The sequence below is a fragment of the Pedobacter sp. NO84 genome, assembly GCF_059703915.1.
The window spans coordinates 1,201,866-1,220,733 of sequence record NZ_AP046575.1 but is presented as its reverse complement, the minus strand read 5'-3'; the positions used below and the strand labels follow the sequence as shown (position 1 = coordinate 1,220,733).

At 37.7% G+C, this 18,868-nt stretch carries 13 protein-coding genes; 1 reads left to right on the top strand and 12 read right to left on the bottom strand.

All coding sequences use genetic code 11. From position 1 onward, the window contains the following. Nucleotides 1–332 precede the first annotated feature (332 nt). The gene (locus AC6H0V_RS05400; RefSeq protein ID WP_497562692.1) at nt 333–1,685 is read left to right on the top strand and encodes a PhoH family protein; all 1,353 of its coding nucleotides are present in this window, start codon (nt 333–335) and stop codon (nt 1,683–1,685) included. Here the strand turns inward: AC6H0V_RS05400 and AC6H0V_RS05395 are convergent. From AC6H0V_RS05395 to AC6H0V_RS05340, 12 genes are all read right to left on the bottom strand, one after another. Further along, a complete protein-coding gene (locus tag AC6H0V_RS05395; RefSeq protein ID WP_497562691.1) occupies nt 1,682–2,890 on the bottom strand; it encodes a TCR/Tet family MFS transporter in 1,209 nt (402 codons plus the stop codon). The genes AC6H0V_RS05400 and AC6H0V_RS05395 overlap by 4 nt on opposite strands. A 63-nt stretch (nt 2,891–2,953) precedes the next feature. Continuing rightward, the gene (locus AC6H0V_RS05390) at nt 2,954–4,156 is read right to left on the bottom strand and encodes a DUF763 domain-containing protein (protein WP_497562690.1); all 1,203 of its coding nucleotides are present in this window, start codon (nt 4,154–4,156) and stop codon (nt 2,954–2,956) included. A gap of 135 nt (nt 4,157–4,291) precedes the next feature. Then, nucleotides 4,292–4,759, bottom strand: coding sequence for a hypothetical protein (locus AC6H0V_RS05385; protein WP_497562689.1), 468 nt, complete (start codon nt 4,757–4,759; stop codon nt 4,292–4,294). Nucleotides 4,760–5,084: 325 nt separating this feature from the next. Further along, nucleotides 5,085–6,215: a tetratricopeptide repeat protein gene (locus AC6H0V_RS05380; protein ID WP_497562688.1), complete on the bottom strand. Its 1,131-nt coding sequence runs from the start codon at nt 6,213–6,215 to the stop codon at nt 5,085–5,087. A 77-nt stretch (nt 6,216–6,292) separates the two neighbouring features. Further along, a complete protein-coding gene (locus tag AC6H0V_RS05375; protein WP_497562687.1) occupies nt 6,293–7,579 on the bottom strand; it encodes a tetratricopeptide repeat protein in 1,287 nt (428 codons plus the stop codon). Nucleotides 7,580–7,609: 30 nt separating this feature from the next. Continuing rightward, nucleotides 7,610–10,216, bottom strand: coding sequence for a DNA gyrase subunit A (gene gyrA, locus AC6H0V_RS05370; RefSeq protein ID WP_497562686.1), 2,607 nt, complete (start codon nt 10,214–10,216; stop codon nt 7,610–7,612). Between the two features lie 357 nt (nt 10,217–10,573). Continuing rightward, the gene (gene dnaE, locus AC6H0V_RS05365; RefSeq protein ID WP_497562685.1) at nt 10,574–13,561 is read right to left on the bottom strand and encodes a DNA polymerase III subunit alpha; all 2,988 of its coding nucleotides are present in this window, start codon (nt 13,559–13,561) and stop codon (nt 10,574–10,576) included. A gap of 396 nt (nt 13,562–13,957) precedes the next feature. Further along, nucleotides 13,958–15,130: a DNA polymerase IV gene (gene dinB / locus AC6H0V_RS05360; RefSeq protein WP_497562684.1), complete on the bottom strand. Its 1,173-nt coding sequence runs from the start codon at nt 15,128–15,130 to the stop codon at nt 13,958–13,960. A 363-nt stretch (nt 15,131–15,493) separates the two neighbouring features. Next, nucleotides 15,494–16,387 (bottom strand): oxygen-dependent coproporphyrinogen oxidase, encoded by an 894-nt coding sequence (gene hemF, locus AC6H0V_RS05355; protein WP_497562683.1) that lies wholly within the window; start codon nt 16,385–16,387, stop codon nt 15,494–15,496. A gap of 182 nt (nt 16,388–16,569) precedes the next feature. Next, entirely contained in the window at nt 16,570–17,793 is a 1,224-nt protein-coding gene (locus AC6H0V_RS05350) for an MFS transporter (RefSeq protein ID WP_497562682.1), read from the bottom strand. Nucleotides 17,794–17,843: 50 nt separating this feature from the next. Continuing rightward, nucleotides 17,844–18,437 carry a fasciclin domain-containing protein gene (locus tag AC6H0V_RS05345; protein WP_497562681.1) on the bottom strand — a complete coding sequence of 198 codons (594 nt, stop codon included), beginning with the start codon at nt 18,435–18,437 and terminating at the stop codon, nt 17,844–17,846. A gap of 63 nt (nt 18,438–18,500) precedes the next feature. Then, on the bottom strand, nt 18,501–18,812 hold the full coding sequence (locus AC6H0V_RS05340; RefSeq protein WP_497562680.1) for a phosphoribosylpyrophosphate synthetase: 312 nt from the start codon (nt 18,810–18,812) through the stop codon (nt 18,501–18,503). Nucleotides 18,813–18,868: the final 56 nt, after the last annotated feature.

Sequence of the window (18,868 nt, the reverse complement as noted above, 5' to 3'; positions counted from 1 at the left end):
AGCCACAGGTTTCAAAACCTATATTAGTTTATTTAACATATCAGACATTATTGCTAATTGCAGCATTTTACGGAGTGAGGCAATAACGGTAATAATTTATTACGGGTTTCGGAATTCGCAAGATGACCGCTACTACGAACGAGGTTAAGTATATTCCATTGATGCCATAATTTTAACTACGGTTATAATTAAGGTTAAAACGGAGCACCAAATCGCAAGAAGAGGTCTCCGTTTTTCTTTTTACTAGGATTATCGGATTGCGAGATTGAGATTTAGAGTAATTATCAAATAAACTATAATCTTTAATTGCTAAATGCTAATTTTATGGCGTCATGGCTAAGAAATCACAATTGGAAGATCATCAGGTTAAAAAAATATTCGTTTTAGATACTTCCGTTATTCTGTATGATCATGATGCCGTGAATAATTTCCAGGAGCATGATGTGGCAGTGCCGATTTTAGTTTTAGAAGAGCTTGATAATTTTAAAAGTGGTAATGATACCAGGAATTTCGAAGCAAGAAATTTCATTCGCTTAATAGATCAGGCATCGAAAAATCATTTGATCAATAAATGGTTTACCTTAAAAAAGAGCAGCTTAGGTAAATTCAAGGTTGTTTTGGATGAAAACCCTAAGAAAATTAATGCAGAAAAGCTTTTTGGAGAAGGGAAGTTCGATAATCGTATCCTCAATGCTGCTCTGGCGCTAAAAGAAGAAAATCCTAAAAGAAAAGTAATTCTTGTTTCTAAAGATATTTGCCTAAGGTTAAAAGCCAAAGCTTTGGATCTGTATGCCGAAGATTATGAAACTGGTAAAATTAAAAATGCTGATGAGCTCTATACCGGTAAAACCGAATTAATCGATTTTGATCCAAACATAATCGATGATCTAAAAAATAATGGAACAGTGGATGCTTCAGCTTTAGATTTACCATATACCGATTCAAATCATTTTTATATTTTAAAAAATAAAAAGAAAAGTGCCATTGCGTTTTATTTTAAGGTGGATAAAACACTTCGATTAATTAATCAAGAAGAAATTTTCAAAATTTCACCACGCAATGCCGAGCAGTCTTTTGCCATAGATGCCTTATTAAATCCGGCGATTAAATTGGTAACTATTCAGGGAAATGCGGGCACAGGCAAGACTTTACTGGCCTTAGCAAGCTCATTAGAGCAGCGTAAGGATTTTAGGCAAATTTATATCACCAGACCAATAGTACCGTTAAGCAATAAGGAAATCGGTTTTTTACCTGGGGATATTAATGCAAAAATAGATCCTTACATGGCACCGATATGGGATAACCTCAAATTTATTCGCGAGCAGTTTGTAAATGATGATAAAATGCTCTTTAAGATAGATGAACTGATCAGGACTGAAAAGATAGAAATCGCTCCTTTAGCATTTATCAGAGGTAGAACCATTACAAAGATCTTCTTTATTGTTGACGAAGCACAAAATCTTACCCCACACGAAATTAAAACTATCATTTCGAGAGCAGGGGAGCACACCAAGATTGTTTTTACAGGTGATATTTATCAGATTGATACTCCATATCTAGATTCTGAAAGTAATGGATTATCTTACCTGATCGAAAATGCGAAGAAAAACCAACTTTATGCACACATTACCTTACAAAAAGGGGAACGAAGCGAACTGGCAAATTTAGCAATCGAACTGCTTTAGTGATGTTTTCTTAACGCTTTAAGGGCGATAAATAAAGCAATGATCGTAAGCAAAACACTAAAGATAAAGGGTGCTCCCGGAAAATAAATCTCCGTATCTTTTCGGATAAAATGCGCAAATATAAAAGCCATTGCAAATGGACCTAGTATAGCTCCAAGACTTTGCATACTCGTAACAATCCCCTGGATTTCGCCTTGGGAATTGTCTGGAACCTGATTGGAGATAATGGTTTGCATAGCGGGATTCCCAATTCCTGCCAAGCAATAAGGAACAATAAAGATCATCATCATTAATCCGTTTGGCGCAAAAGCAAAGCAGGTAAATCCAACAATGTAAAGCGTTAAGCCAAGAATGATGGCATTTTTATTTCCTATTTTTGGAATTACTATCCTAATTAAACCACCTTGAACAAGGGCAACAGCCACTCCAACTACACTTAAAGAATAGCCAATCATAGATGGGTCCCAATTAAATTTTTCTATCACATAATATCCCCAATTGGATTGCACAGAGTGACTGGCAATACACAATAACAATAAGGCAACAACTAACCCAATAATTGCTGGATATTTAGAAACACTGATAAGCGAACCCACTGGATTTGCTCTTTTCCAAGAAAATGCTCTTCTCTTGGCCTTTGCTAATGATTCTGGTAAAATAAAATACCCATATAGCCAATTAATAAGCGCTAAAGCAGCTGCCAACATAAATGGGGCCCTTATGCCAAACTTACTAGCAAACGCACCTAATAATGGTCCAACGATAAAACCAATTCCAAAGGCTACCCCAACCATTCCGAAATTTTGGGCCTTCTTTTCTGGAGTACTAATATCCGCAATATAAGCCATGGCTGTTGTAAAGCTCGCTCCGGTGATGCCTGCAATAACACGCCCAACAAATAACCAACCAATTGTTGGAGCAAATGAAAGGAAAATGTAATCGATCCCTAAACCAAACAACGATATCAATAAAATCGGACGTCGGCCATATTTATCACTTAAGCCGCCTACCACGGGCGAAAATATAAATTGTGCTGCTGCATAGGCAACCAATAATAATCCACCATATTCTGAAGCCACAGAAAGTGATTTCCCCGAAATTTCCTTAATTAAGTTTGGCAGTACGGGGATTATAATTCCAAAACCAATACAATCTATTAATACAGTAATAAATATGAAGCCTAGGGTTGATTTTTTCTTATCCATTTTGAGCGTTTATTTGCAACAAGTATAGTTTTAAAATAGGGATTCTAAAATGATTTATTCAAATTAAAATAATTTCAGTTGTTTGCTTGACAGAGGTTTAGCATCTCCAAATACAGTTTTACCTCCATATTTCCACGAATCTGCTCTTTCTTTAGCTATAAGTTCATCAAAGTTTCCATTGGGAATAAAATCATTCTCCATATTAGCGGCAATTTTACTCAACTGTTTAATGGCCTGACTTTTATCACCACTACCTAATTTAGATCGTTGAATAGCGTTTTGTAAGGTTTCTAAGGTTTCATCATATACTTTTAAAGGCACAGGGAATGGGTGACCATCTTTTCCGCCATGGGCGAAAGAAAAGCGAGCAGGATCTTTAAATCGTGCCGGGCTGCCGTAAATTACTTCGCTAACTAATGCCAATGACTGTAAAGTGCGTGGACCAAGGCCTTCTAATAATAGCAATTCATCGAAATTATTTATATTTTTTTCTTGCGCCAGCCACAATATTGCGCCCAAACGTTTCATATCAATATTTTCGGACCTTACATCATGATGTGATGGCATTACCAATTTTTTTATCTCTGCGATCATACGATCAGGAGATTCTGAGGTAATACTGAGCATTGATTTTTTTAGAGGGCTTGCATTTTTATCGGTAAGATTTAAAATCTGACCTTGGTTTTGACCATAGATAAATGTGTGTGGTTCTTCTGTAAAGGATTTCAAAGCTGAGGAGTGCCAATGATACCTTCTAGCGGTAGCATTTGCATTGCTCATACCTTGTTGAACAACCGTCCAATTTCCTTCATTACTAACAATAAAATTATGTTGATAGAGCTGAAAACCATCTTGAATAGCAGTATTGTCAACTTTTGCGCTAAGTTTACTACACTTTACCAAATTAAATGAATCCAAACCGTTATGATCAGCAAACTTAGAAAGCTCAAGCGGGGTTTGCCGTGAAAGCTTACCTTTACCACCACAAATATAAATTCCAAGTTCTTTAGCATGGGGATTTATACTTCTTTTAAGAGCGCCCATTACCGAGGTGGTAATGCCTGAAGAATGCCAATCCATACCCATTACTGCTCCTAGGCTCTGAAACCAAAAAGGATCGCTCATACGTCGTAAAAAGTCATCCTTACCCTTATTAGCTATGATTTCCTGCGTAATTGCTAAGCCTAGTTTACCCATTCTTTCGGCGAGCCAAAGCGGGACGTGGCCATAGTGTAAAGGTAAATCTGCGTAGCCAGCTCTTTTCATAATACTAACAAAATTAGTAATAAAGAGGAGATATGCAAGAAAATTCTTATAATTTTAGCGGGGGAGCAAGGGGCATGGGGCATAGGGCAGGGGCATAAGAAAAATGGATATGTCCTGTCCTTTTTTCCTTTTGCCTTATAAAACTTTACTCTTGGCCGAAATAAGCTTTACTTTATAATTGGTATTTTTATACCGTTTTACTTTAGATGAAACTTTTAGAATCTGAGTGGGTTTAATTTCTTTTTTGATGGTAATTTCTTCTTTATTTATTTCTTTTTCTTCAGGCGAAAAATAGGTAATTTCTATTTTGATATCATGATAAGTAGCTGCTTTTGCGTCATTTTTTAATGCAATGTTAATGAGATAGCCTTGATGTTCGGCTTTAACGTTTTTCTCAACCTCTTTGTAAACAGGTCTGATTACAGCTCTCTGCGCTAAAACTAAATGTTTATGGATTATTGGATAATTAAGTTCGTCGTTCTTGATCGAATCCAGATTTGGACTTTGGGATGCTGAAGGATGAACGCTTGGGTTATTTGTACAAGAGAACGAGATTGAAGCAAAAAACAGTGCAGAAATTAGTAATCGAGAGTAGTTTTTCATAATAAAGATGCGCATATAATTTTTAACCTAAAATAATTAAATAATTGGAATTTGATTAGCTTATTGCTCACATCAGTTTACCATTAAATTTGCTTAGCTAATTTGGAGATTTGATATTAGCTGATTGCCTACATCACTTCATCAAGGAAATTAAGATAATTACGACTTAATGATCTTAATTTCTTAGTATTTAATATTTCTTGGTGTAGCGATACCTATGCAGTTGAGATATTGAACCATAAAAATCGCATGAATTAATTTGTCCTATAATTAACATTATGTTAAGTAGTAAATTGAAATCCCTCTATCTTCCTCTGCAATTGAACTAAAATTCGTTTAATTTTCTTTTAAGCTCTTGGACTTTATCGAGCCTATTTTTCCTCGTGTAGATTTCGATGAGCAATTGAACGGTATTTTTATCGTTCTGATTGATCTCGTGGGCACGCAGTAAAATTAATTCGGCTCTATTAATAGATGAGCTAAATTTCTGTGTGCTTTTTGCTTTTAAAGCGTCATTTGCATTATCAAGATAAACCAAACCTAACTGATAAAGTGCATCAAAATAGTTCTGATCTAGATCCAATGCTTTTTTATAGGCCAATTCTGAGGCAGTATTATTATGCTGAGACGTTTGTTGCAGGTATCCATAAAGGAACAAAAGCAATTTATTTCTTTTTTCAGTAGCAATCGACCCTTCAATAATTTTTAAGGCCTCCTCGTACTTTTCGTTATCTAATAATAAATTAATGTAATCGTTTGTTAATAACGGATTATATGGGTTTAATTTTAGTCCTTCTTGAAGTGTTTTAATGGCTAATTCACTTTCGAATTTTGAGGCATAGATACTTGCAGTGCTTTGAAACACATAGGGATTTTTAACTCCACTATCTTTGGCGCGTTTAAAATATGTAAGCGCTTCGTCGTAATGTTGTATATTTTGAGCACAGATTGCTACATTTAACGCTATTGTGGTATCTTTTGGCAAATAATCGCTTACCTGTTTCAATAAAGTGTAGGCATTTACAAAATCATTTTGTTGATAGGATAAATTGCCCTCTTGCAGTTTTTTAATGTTAATGTTATAGCTCGCAGCTTTGATCAGATCCGAATTAGCTTGGAATTTATCAAGATTAATTGCCTTTTCTAAAGCTTCCACAGCAAGTCCATAATATCGATCTGAATTTTCGCCGTTATCAATTATGGAAACATAAGAACTTAGGTATGCTTTTGTAGCCCAGGTTTCGGGCCAATTTTTAGTTCTTTTATCACTCTGTGCCGCTTCGATAGCTTTAATGCCCTCCCCTATGATAGTAAACTGCTTTTTTACCTCATCTTTATTGGCAATACTTGCCTGGAGTTTGCCTACACTATTTTGTGCAAGCTGTACTTGAGATTTTTGGGCACTTGCTTTTAAATTTAGAATAAAGACGAAAAGCAGCAGATATTTAAACTTCATGTGATTATAATCTTTGCCAAAAATACAAAAAAAGAGGGATAAATCGCTTTATCCCTCTTCACTAGCTTAAAAATTGGTTATGGATTAGCTTGTACAGCTTCTAGCTTTTTCTTATACTCTTCATACATTTTTGTATCTCCCTTAAAAGCATAGATCCTTGCCATGGTATCTAAAGCAGGCGCCAGTTTGGGATCAACTTCCAGTGCTTTTTTATAAAACGGAATAGATTGATCAATTAGTGCCATCATTTTTGCGCCAACCGCATCATATTCTTTTACTTTTTTCGAATCAATTTTATCTCTAACCGCTTGTAGGGCAAAAGCTTGTTTATAATAGGTATCGCCCAACAAATAATGATAAACGGCTTTACTTGGATCTTTTGCGATCAATTTGGTTAATAGCTCCTGAGATTTTGCAACATCACCTCTAGTAATATAAATATCTGTTTCTATACCTGTAAAATAAGGATCATCTGGGAATTTTAAGGATGCTTCTTTGATAAGATCTAAGGTAACGGTTGTATCTTTTAAATCGTTTAAAGCAATAGCTACAGTTTCTTGGTAAAAGCTTTTTGTTTCTGGCAAATTAAAGCTGATTACCTTTCTAAAGTATTTAACGGCATCGGGGTATTGTTTTAATAGTTTAGAGGTTACACCCAGGTTAATATACATCGGTGTATCCAACGGATTGATCACGATGAGTTCGTTAAATCCTTTCATTGCAGCGGTATAATCTTGCCTATTGTAAGCTCTCACTGCTCTACCATTAATGGCGTTACGGATATTTATTTTAGCAGTTTTAATGTTTTCAATCTCATCGCCTTTTGGCCCTATACTCTCTGCCTTGGCAATAGCATCTAACGCTAATTGCTGGTTTTGAATAGAATTATCCATGTTTAATGTATCTACCAATGCAATGGTTGAGGTAAACAGGGCTTTATACATATAGGGCTCTACCAATCCTTTTGTTTTTTCGTTCGCTATGGCATTATCAGCATGCACCATAGCATCTTTTAAACTAGCGATTTGGCGTTCGATAAATGTACCTGTAGGCGCACTTTTCGATTTGCTGGGTTCAGGCGCTGTTCTTGCGGGCATATCAGATGCTCTATCTCCATCAAAATCTTTAGTTAGATCACCTTTTCTTACGGATCCTTTACCATCAGCTCCTAATCCACCGGTTGAAGCTGGACCAGTATTCACTTTCTTTTTAGGAAAAGATCCAGTTTTTGGGGCGTTCGGATCTACCATCATCGAGAACTGAAAAATACCCCATAATCTTTTTGCTTCTGCAAGTTCACTCTTTTGAGCATTTGCAAGTGTGGCTATACCCACAAATAGTATACTTAAAAGTACTTTTTTCATATTTATTGTTTTTTTCGAAATTATATAATTCTAGTTAGTTTCTTCTTCGGTATCAGAATTGTTATCTTCTTGAGAAGATTCGTCTTTTGCGGGATTCTCTTCTTTAGAATCTTCATCAGTTGGTATTGACCCTTCAACAGTTTCTTCTGACGTTTGATCTTCTAATTCTGCTTCTTCTTCATCTTCATGCTCAATTTTGGCCACTGAGGCAATCTCGTCATTCCCTTTTAAAGTGATTAAACGAACGCCTTGAGTTGCTCTTCCCATCACCCTCAACTCGCTCACTACAATTCTAATTACAATACCAGATTTATTAATGATCATTAAATCATCAGCGTCTGTTACATTTTTAATCGCAACTAATGCCCCAGTCTTATCGGTAACATTAATAGTCTTAACACCTTTGCCACCTCTATTAGTAACGCGATAATCATCTATATCAGTACGTTTGCCATAACCTTTTTCAGAAACCACCAATATTGTTGCATCACTATCGTTAACAGCAATCATACCCACAACTTCATCTTTATCATGCGCTAAGGTTACTCCCCTCACTCCTGTTGCGGTTCTTCCCATTGGCCTAACGGTACTTTCATTGAAACGAATAGCTCTTCCAGAACGGAGTGCCATTACAATTTCACTGTTACCAGTAGTTAAACTTGCTTCTAATAGTTGATCTCCTTCGTTGATGTTAATTGCATTGATACCATTAACCCGGGGGCGAGAATAAGCTTCTAAAGATGTTTTTTTAATGGTACCCTTTTTGGTACACATAATGATAAAGTTATTTTGAAGATAATCCTGATCTTTTAGGTTTACTACTTTAATATAAGCTTTAACTTTTTCTTCTTTAGGTATATTGATAATGTTTTGTAAGGCTCTTCCTTTACTCAATCTACTTCCTTCAGGGATTTCATATACCCTTAACCAGAAACATCTTCCTGCTTCGGTAAAGAACAACATATAGTTATGGTTTGAAGCAATGAGCAGGTGTTCTATAAAGTCTTCGTTTCTAGAATCGCTTCCTTTTGAACCTTTTCCGCCTCTTCCCTGTGTTCTGTATTCTGAAGCTGGGGTACGTTTAATGTATCCTTCATGGGAGATGGTAATTACAACTTCTTCGTCTTCAATAAAATCTTCCATGCTCATATCTTCGGCCGAGTGAACAATAGTTGTTCTACGTTCATCGCCATATTTTTCAAGCATGTCAGCCAGTTCATCTTTGATAATCTGCATACGTAAACCTTCGTCGTCTAAAATAGATTTCAGGTATTCGATGGTTTTCATTAGCTCGGCAAATTCGTCTTTAATTTTATCACGCTCAAGACCTGTTAATCTACGTAAGGTCATGTCTAAAATTGCTCGAGCTTGGATATCGCTTAGACCAAATTGCTCCATTAATCCAACTCTAGCTTCTTCTGGGGTATTTGAAGCGCGGATTAATTTAATTACTTCTTCGATATGATCTAGAGCGATGAGTAGGCCTTCGAGGATATGTGCCCGTTTTTCTGCTTCAGAAAGTTCAAATTTAGTTCTACGAACAACTACATCATGTCTGTGGTCTACAAAGTGACGAATGAGGTCTTTCAGGTTTAACATTTGCGGGCGTCCGTGCACCAATGCAATATTATTTACGCTAAAAGAGGTTTGTAGGGCAGTTTGCTTATATAGATTATTTAAAACGATACTTGCATTAGCGTCTCGTTTAATTTCATATACAATACGGATACCGTCTTTATTTGATTCGTCTTTGATGTTAGAAATACCTTCCAGTTTTTTCTCGCCTACCAGTTCGGCAGTACGTTCGATCATCATCGCTTTGTTAACCTGGTAAGGTATTTCGGTAACGATAATTGTCTCACGATCTTTAACTGTTTCGATTTCGGCCTTGGCACGCATTACAATCCTACCCCTACCGGTTTCAAATGCTTCCTGCACACCCGCATATCCATAAATAATCGCTCCTGTTGGAAAATCAGGACCTTTTACATACTTCATTAGCTCTGGGATGGTAATTTCGGTATTATCGATATACGCAACCGTAGCATTTATAACTTCCGTGATATTGTGCGGTGCCATATTGGTTGCCATACCTACGGCAATACCAGATGAACCGTTGATCAATAGATTTGGCACCTTGGCAGGAAGAACTGTAGGTTCTTGCAATGAATCATCAAAATTCAGTTGGAAATCAACTGTATCTTTATTGATATCAGCCAACATGTCTTCAGCAATTTTCTGGAAACGAGCCTCTGTATAACGCATTGCTGCTGGAGAATCTCCGTCAATTGATCCGTAATTACCTTGTCCTTCTACCATAAGGTAACGTAAGCTCCATTCTTGGGCCATACGTACCATGGTCATATATACAGACGAATCACCATGTGGGTGATACTTACCGAGCACCTCTCCCACGATACGGGCAGATTTTTTATACGGTTTTCCACTTCCTAATCCTAGGTCTAACATGCCGTACAAAACCCGGCGATGCACTGGTTTTAATCCATCACGTACATCAGGCAATGCCCTACTTACAATAACGGACATCGAATAATCGATGTAAGCAGATTTCATCTGCTCGTCTATGTTTATTGAAATGATTTTGTCGTTCTCTTGATTTTCTAAATCTTCTGCCATAAATGTTTGTGTTCTGCGTAGAGCGTTCTGCTTTGTGCGTTTTAAACGCCATCCGCTGAGCGCTTAGCGCATGATAAATAGGTTTTACTATAACCTTGCGAATTTAGTAAAATGTGCACTAATATACACCTTAATGTGGAAAAGTTTTACGCTTGGGGAGAATGGGGATTAATCTTAGGAAAGAGCCTGTTCTAGAGTTCATGGTTCATGGTTGATGGTTGATAGATAAGGTGTTTAGGCATGTCATCAAGAATGCTGTTTTGGGGCTGATGCACATGGTTGATTTTGATGGCCAATGTGTCTATGCATCCAACCCATGAACCACGAACTATGAACCATGAACTATGAACTATCCTGCTAAACCAAAACAGGGTTGTCAATAATTGGTAATTTCGCAAATTTAACCACCTCAATGCTAGGTACGCCAAAGTCGAGAACTACTTTGCCCAAAATGAGGTAACAACCCTTACCGCGAAAAGGATAGATGGGCGAAATTAGTGGAAAATGGGTAGTATCAAAAAAGTGGCCTTCACGATCTATAAATGTGCCGAACCACATTTGCGTGTTTTTAATGGTGCGCACGGTTTTATCACAAACAAAATTACCTAGCATTTTTACGGTTTGACCCTCCAGTTGTTCGAGGTCTTTTGCTAAAACATCTCCTCGATATGTGGTCTTAAGCAGATCGAACATGCTCAAACTCAAGGGAAAACCTAATAGTTCTAGTTCCTGATAGGCATCCTCCACTAGATGATTTTCCAAATCCGGAAGCTGGTAAGGTTTTGTTGGGATATGGAACAATTCCTTATCTGCTATGATTTTGGTCTTGATGCCGAGGTAGTTGTGCACGTCCCATAATAATTCTTTTTTGCTTTTACCAGTAAAGCGCAATGCATTTATTTTGATCAGGATAATTGCTTGTTGTAGTGAAAGATAGGTACGTTTAATTAAATCTTCGAGGTCGATATAATTTCCATTCTGTTTACGTTCCTTAGGGATAGAATCGATTAGTCTGTTTTCAAGTCCCTGGATGCCAATTAGTCCTAAATAAACCTGATCATCTTCAATAGTAACTACGTCATTACTGTTATTTACACAAGGTAGCTGCACTTTTGCACCAGTTTGCTGCAAAGCATGTACATACACCCATCTTTGGTAAAAACCGCCATAATTATTGAGTACCGCTACCATAAATTCCATAGGGTAGTATGTTTTTAGAAACAAACTCTGATAGCTTTCTACGGCAAAACTTGCCGAATGGGCTTTTGAGAAACTATATCCCGCAAAGCTCGAAACCTGTCGCCATACTTCTTTGGTAACCGTTTCATCCCTTCCCATAGCTTTGGCACGATCGAAAAAACGTTGTACCAACTTATCAAACTCTATTTTTGCCCGGTATTTTCCACTCATTCCTCTTCGAAGGATGTCAGCATCTGCCATATCTAAATCAGCATAATGATGGCAGATTTTAATCACATCTTCTTGATACACCATTATACCAAATGTTTCTTCAAGTTGTTCTTTCATTACGGGATGTAAATATTTAACATCTTTTGTATTATGGTAACTTTGGATGTACATTTTCATCATCCCTGAACTTGCCACACCTGGGCGTATGATCGAGCTTGCCGCAACCAAAGTGAGGTAGTTTTCGCATTTTAGTTTTTTAAGTAATTGGCGCATGGCTGGCGATTCGATATAAAAACAGCCAATTGGTGTGCCCGCTCTTAGTTGGGAATTTAGCTTGGGGTCATCTTTAAATGATTTAAAATCATGGATATCTACCCGCTCGTTTTTATTGGATAGCACCAACTGGACAGCCTCTCTGATATGCCCAATTCCACGCTGACTTAGAATATCATATTTATCCAGCCCAATCAATTCAGCTTCATACATATCCCATTGTACGGTGGGCATCCCTTTGGGAGGGAGATCTAAAGCGGTATAATAGGTTAAGGGCTCCTCGCTAATTAAAATACCACCAGCATGTATAGAACGCTGATTTGGCATTCCTCTCATGATATCATTGATAGCCATTATTTTGGTAAAAGTGGGATTATTTTTATGAACATGATCTTTAGCGGGATCCGTAAAATCATCAATCTCACTTTTGGGCAAACCCATCACCTTGCCGATTTCCCTAATTACTGCCCTATCTTTAAATGTACTCATGGTACCTAACAACGCCGTATTTCCGCTTTGATACCGTTTAAATATGTAATCCTGTACATCTTCCCGTTCATCCCAACTAAAATCAATGTCGAAGTCTGGTGGAGAACTGCGTTTATGGTTCAAAAAACGCTCGAAGTACAAATCTAGATCAATGGGGTCTACATCGGTTATTTTTAAGCAATAAGCAACGATGCTATTTGCGCCGGATCCTCTACCTACGTGATAGTAACCTTTGCGCATGGCATAACTAATCACGTCCCAAGTAATTAAGAAATAAGCACAGAAATCAAGTTCTGCAATCACTTTGAGCTCTTTTTTTATTCTTAACAGAGCTTCTTTATTGTTTTTTCCGTAGCGATAAGTGGCCCCTCCTTCTGCTAGTTTTGTTAATAATAAAAGATCATCTGCGGCATTGCCTGTAAAATACCGTTTGTTCTTTTTACCAAAGGTGTACTCGTCCATACAACAGCCGTCCAATAGTATTTCGGTATTTGAAACGATAAACCCATGGGTTTTAAATTTTTCCTTTAACTCTTTTTCTGAAATCAAGACCTCATTCTCTTTACAATAATCCTCATCGGTGAGTTTGCCCAATAATGTACTTAATCCGATAGCCCTTAGGTATTTATGAAAGCGGTGTGAAAGTTTATCTTTAACCGTTACAGGATGCCAAACTAATAGCTTCTCTTTAATTGCTGTTAATGATTTTCCAGCAATTGTGTTCAATTCATCGGCACGAATTCCTAAATATTCATTTTCCCTTAACACCCGTTTGCTTACGTAGGGATATAGTATAAAAGCGTTGCTAAGCAATGGGGGTTCGTCTGGCAAGGGCTGTGCATTTAGATTATGGAAGGTTAAAAAATCATTTAGTTCTTTCATTCCCTCCTTATTTCGGGCAATGCCGACGTATAAGAGTTGATTATTTCTTCTAAATTCTATTCCGATGATAGGTTTAATGTAATAGGCTGTCTTAATGATATTGCCATCATCATCTATTTGGTCTACCCCCTCTGCTCTACAAAGTCTGATAAATTCCATACAGCCGGTAGAATTATTGATGTCGGTAAGCACTAATTGCCTCACGCCCATTGCACGGGCCTGTGCGATAATGGTTTTGATATCCATAGTGCCATAACGGAGACTGTATTGGGAGTGAACGTTGAGAAACATGATAGGCTGTGAGTGTTAGGTGGTTGGCGTGGGCGTTAAGCGTAGGTGTTAAGCGTGGGGCGAGTATTTAACCACAGATAAGAAGGATGAACATGGATTGGAATTAAAAACAACCATATAAGAAATTTAAGAAAATATAAGGTGGTGAGTGAGCATGGGGCATGGAGCCGGAGTATCGAACCAATTTAAAAATCTGTGTCCATCTGTGGTTAAAAACCAGTGAACCAGGGCAACTAACCACAGATAGGAAGGATGAACACGGATCGGAATTAAAAAACAACCATATAAGAAATTAAGAAAATATAAGGTGGTGAGTGAGCACGGGGCATGGAGCATGGGCATCGACCAATATATATTGGAAAAATCGGTTTCCATCTGTGGTTAAAAAACAAAGAACTAATGGACCAATTTATCTCTCGGGGGCATAACTGCGGCCAATCTGATTGTATCCACGCCATATCGGGAGCGCATCTTATCCATACTTTGGTATAGATTATAGATTTTTTCGGAAGGACCGTATAAACCAATCTGCTCATGACCACTAACCAAATGCGATAATTTTACCCCTACTAATCTTAGTAGCATCCGTTTTTGGTACACCCTATCAAATAAATCCTTTGCTTTGGCAATGAGCGTCGAATCTAAAGAAGTATAAGGAATTTTTGCTTGTTGGGTAACGGTTTCGAAATTGGCATAGCGGATGGTTACCGTAATACAGGCCGTAAGCTTATGTTTCTGCCGCAGCTCAAAAGCCAATTTGGTGATCATATCAGTAATGATAATTTTCATCCCAGCAATATCCATGCTATCGCTATCAAAAGTGCTTTGTTTACCAATAGATTTCTGCTCCCGATAAGGCACTACGGGCGAATGGTCTATCCCATTGGCCTTTTGCCATAAACTTAATCCGTTTTGTCCCAAGATCTTAAACATGAGCTCTTGTGGAATTTGGGTGAGTGTGTGGATCTTCCTTACTCCCATTTCACTGAGTTTAATAAAAGTGGAATCGCCAAGTCCGGGAATTTTTTTAATAGAAAGCGGATCCAAAAATGGTTGTACCTGGAACCTCTCTATTTGCATTTCACCATCGGGCTTACACTCGTTGGTTACCATTTTAGACACCGTTTTATTGATCGAAAGACCAAAGGAAATCGGTAAACCAATCTGGTCTAAAACGGATTTGCGCAACTCATGAGCAAACTTCATGCAACCAAAAAACTTATCCATCCCCGTCATATCTATATAATGTTCATCTATACTAGCCTTCTCCAATACAGGGACCTTTTCTTGCAAAAGCTCAGTTATTTCAAGTGATTTTTTGCTATAGTCTTCCATGCTGCCTTTTACGAAAACGGCATGCGGACAAAGCTGACGGGCCATTCTGCTCGGCATGGCCGAATGAATCCCATATTTACGGGCCTCATAACTACAGGATGCCACCACCCCCCTATCGCTCATACCACCAATTATTACCGGCTTGCCCGCTAAAGAAGGATCTTTTTGAATCTCTACAGATACAAAAAAAGCATCCTGATCCATATGTATGATATGTTTGTTGGTTAACTCCATAAATTGATAAGCAAATATAATACTAATATTATTAGTAATTATAAATAAGTTATCAAGAAATTAAACTAAAGATGTTAGTAAAATTTATGAACCTGAGATTGTTGAATTGTTGAATTGTTGTATTGTTGAATTGTTGTATTGGTGTATTGTTAAGATACGTAGTAGATCCCCAAACTGTTAACTGTAAACCGCAAACTGGTAGCTTTTTGGCGATGCAATCGCGGTTCTCGGGCATCCTCGTTGCAAACGAGGACGAGTTGAGGGGATCTTGGAATGGTATAGTGTTGGATTGTTGTATTTTAAAAGTTAAATGCGTAAAGATTGCAAACTGTAAAAGGCCAGCTGCTAACTGTAAACTGGTAATTAAGCCCACTCTACCCCTTTTTTTAGGAGTTTTTGTGTAGTTTCTTCTTCACTATTGGGCAGGATTTGTGGATTATAGCTCCATTTTGCTGTAGGAGGCAAACTCATCAGAATACTTTCAATTCGTCCGTTGGTTTCTAGGCCGAATTTAGTACCAGCATCATATACGAGGTTAAACTCAGCATATCGGCTACGGCGCAAATTTTGCCATTCTTTATGCTGATCGGTGTAGGATTGATCACGATTACGATCGATCAATTCGGTGTAGGCAGGAAGAAAGGTATTACCAACTGCAAGCGAGAAATCCAGAATCTGGTCAAAAGTTAATCCTGCATTTTCTGGTTTTAAACGATCATAAAATATACCGCCTACACCCCTAGTTTCGTCCCGGTGCTTGATAAAAAAGTAATCATCGGCATTTGCCTTAAACTTGAGATAAAAAGAAGGGTCAAATTTATCGCAGGTTTGCTTTAGGCAATGATGAAAAAACCTAGCATCGGTTGGGATTACATAATGTGGCGTTAAATCAATGCCCCCGCCAAACCACCGGGTTTGTTCGTCCATTTCGAAATACCTGATATTCATATGAACAATGGGCACAAAAGGATTCTCTGGGTGCATTACGATTGAAACACCGGTAGCAAAAAACTCGTCACTTTCTACTTTAAATGCTTTTTTAATCGCCTCTGGCAACTTACCATGTACGGCAGAAAAGTTTACCCCTCCTTTTTCGATCACGTTTCCATGCTGCATCACCCGCGTTCTGCCCCCTCCACCACCATCACGCTGCCAAAGTTCTTCCACAAAAGAAGCTTTACCATCCGCCTCGGCTAAACCCTTACAAATGCTATCCTGAATGTACTGATATGCTTTGGCTACTTCGTCTTTGAACATTGGAGTGGAGTTAGCCCGATAGCTATCGGGATTAGTTTACCCCATAAAGGTAAGGCTAAGCAAAGATTTAAGGTGTATGAATGGGTAGAAAGTACATTTTGATGACCGAAACGCGTTAGGCGTTGTGCGTATAGCGTTAGCGGTGTCGGTTTTGTCTCGCTTAGCGCTAAGCGCCATGCGCTCTACTCCTCAACGTAATCCAGATCTTTGGTAAAGGTTTCTTTAAGCTGACTTAAGGCAACCAGTGAAATGACGATACATACAAAACCAACAATCATAGCACTTTGTAAGATACCTATCTGCGGCTTTAACATTTTAAAGAAATAAGTAATCGCTACCAAAGAACCACGAATAAAATTAGGTACAGTTGTAGTAACCGTTGCTCTTAGATTTGTGCCGAACTGCTCTGAGGCAATGGTTACAAAAGTAGCCCAATAACCAGATGCAAAGCCCAAAAACAAACTCAGCCAAATAAAAGTTAATGGGGTTAATCCTTTAGCATACAAATAAACAACGATGGAAACAGCGGTCATCACTAAAAAGATGAGCATTACTTTTTTCCTTGATTTTAATTGTTGGCATAAAAAACCAGCAACAATATCCCCTAAAGATATTCCAATATAACAGTACATAATGCCTTGAACAGCATTTAAGGTGTCTGTTGCTCCAAGCGCAATCCCAAATTCTTTACAAAAAGTAATCAGAATACCAACTACGAACCAAAGCGGCAGCCCAATCAAGATACAACAAATGTATTTCTTAAAGCGTTTACGGTTATTAAATAGCATCCAAATATTGCCGCGTTTAACAGTTGTTTCTTTAATTTCTTTGAACATTCCGGATTCGGCCAGTCCAACACGTAACATTAACAGTAAGAGCCCCATTCCGCCACCGATAAAATAACTGGTTTGCCAGGGCAAACTTCCCCCGATCAATGCCGCGGCTACAGCGCCAAGCAGGCCAATCCCTGCTACGATCATGGTTCCATACCCCCTTTTTTCTTTGCTCATGGTTTCTGACACCAAAGTAATGCCAGCACCTAATTCTCCCGCTAAACCAACACCAGCAACAAACCTTATTAGGGTGTACTGGGTTACGGTGGTTGCAAATCCATTAGCTATATTGGCCAGCGAATACAATATGATCGAGCCAAAGAGCACACTTAAACGTCCTTTTTTATCACCTAAAATTCCCCAAAGAATTCCCCCCAGCAGCATACCGATCATCTGACTGTTGAGAATTTTAAGTCCAACATCAAGTAAATCGCCACTTGCAACACCAATATCTGTAAGACTATTTACCCTTACAATTGAAAAAAGAATAAGGTCGTAAATATCAACAAAGTAGCCTAAGGCGGCAACAATTACTATAAGGGCAATATTTTTTTGGCTGGCAATAGTATTCATATTTGATTGGTGAAAGGATTAAGCTACAAAAGATTGTATAATATAAAATTTTATCTAGAAATTAATACCCCATTAATGGCCTGAATAATCCCATTCTTAGAAAGAATATTCGATGTAATCAGTTCTGCATCGTTAATCATTAACATACCATCCAACATGCTTATTTTAAGTTTAGCCCCGCTTAGGGTTGTTAAGGTTTTGCCTGGTTTTAAATCTTTAGATTTTATAATTCCTTTTACAATGTGGTTTTTAAGAATTTTAATCGCCTCAGCATTCTCTGGATTTTTGGTAAGGATATTTATAATAGCTTCAGATTCAACGGTAAAAGCTGCGTTGTTTGGAGCAAAAACCGTTATCGGACCCATAACATCTAATGTATCCTTTAATCCAGCTAATGTGATTACCTCTAAGAATGTGGTATGGTAAGCAGAACCATAGAGATTTTTGAAGATGCTTTTTGACGGATACATAATTTTGCCACCCAGCTCTACAGTTGTATCTGCTTCTTTACTTTTAAGAACTCTTTTTGGATTATCAATAAACTGTCCGGGCGCAGCTTTAGGAGGATTTCTTGACCCTTGTTGAGCAAATATATAATTTGATAAAAAGGAAAACAGGATTACTATTAAAATTTTTGCTTTCATTGACTTTTCTTTAAAGTCCTTAAACTACTGGTTAATTAGCTTATTTGCAAATTAGTTAATTAGCTAATTATCATGATGAACTTTTAGTTTATCCAATAATTCTGGCGAAATATTCTCGGCATAAGCGCCATAAGCATCAATCAATACTCCTTTTAAATTCCCCACGGGGGATGAGATAGCATAGATAACCGCACTATCCCCAGGGTCAGTCATTCCTTCGAAACGATAAAACTCATCAATTTCAAATTCTTCAGGCATCAGCTGAAGATCGAGTGATTTGCATTCGATGCAGTCCTGAGCTAGGTTAAAATCATATTCATAGCCTCTTTTTTCGAGATCTTTTACAGCCTCGGTAAGTGTATCATATATAAACATGGTTTAAATTTAATCAATTTTAGGTAAATAGCGATAAGCGCAGGGCATCAGCGGGT